The following is a 679-nucleotide window of genomic DNA, read 5'->3' on the forward strand; positions in this document are numbered from 1 at the left end:
TTATTAAAATCCATCACCCAATCTACTCCTATCATTTCATCTAAATAAGGGAGCATACCATATTTATCATAAGGGGGATTCTTGGCAAAGTTTTTTAGCATTTGTGCTTTAATAGGATTTTCGTGCAAACCATCTATTAAGCCTCTATATTGATAAGAATCATATAAGACACTAAAGCCGGGATGACCTAGTTGTAGGAGTAGAAAAGCAACCGCTTGAGCTCTTGTTTTAAATCCTGTCATAGAGAGCTGTAATGCTCCTGTAAATCCTTGTATATCTCCTAATATCCCAGCGGTTAATTCCCATTCAGCCATAGAAAGCCAACCATCGCCTAAATGTGCATTTCCCCTATTTTGCTCTACTTTTTCATAGAGAGGAGCATATTCTTTATTGATAAGTTTTCCATTCTCATCTACTCCTGCATAAGCATCATAGGGTATGTCTATTACAGAGCTTCTTAATCCACTTCTAATGACAAGATATTTATATCTTTCTCTTTTTGTTTTTAAAGATTCATAATAAGCTTTTTCTTTTTTAGTCCAAGGAGCTATAGCTCCTTTTATGGGTTCTTTTAAATATAAATCTTGCCAAGCTTTAAATTCTAAATAACTTGAGCTTTGTCCTGTCTTTAATGTAGGGTCTAAATAAATTGGTTTATAGGATTTATAGGGGGAGGATT

General features: G+C 34.2%; 1 pseudogene. It reads right to left on the minus strand.

The features are described from left to right. Positions 1-679: pseudogene (locus HCCG_RS12715) on the minus strand (hypothetical protein); the annotation flags it as partial.

This window comes from Helicobacter cinaedi CCUG 18818 = ATCC BAA-847, assembly GCF_000155475.1.
Taxonomy (GTDB): Bacteria; Campylobacterota; Campylobacteria; order Campylobacterales; family Helicobacteraceae; genus Helicobacter_C; species Helicobacter_C cinaedi.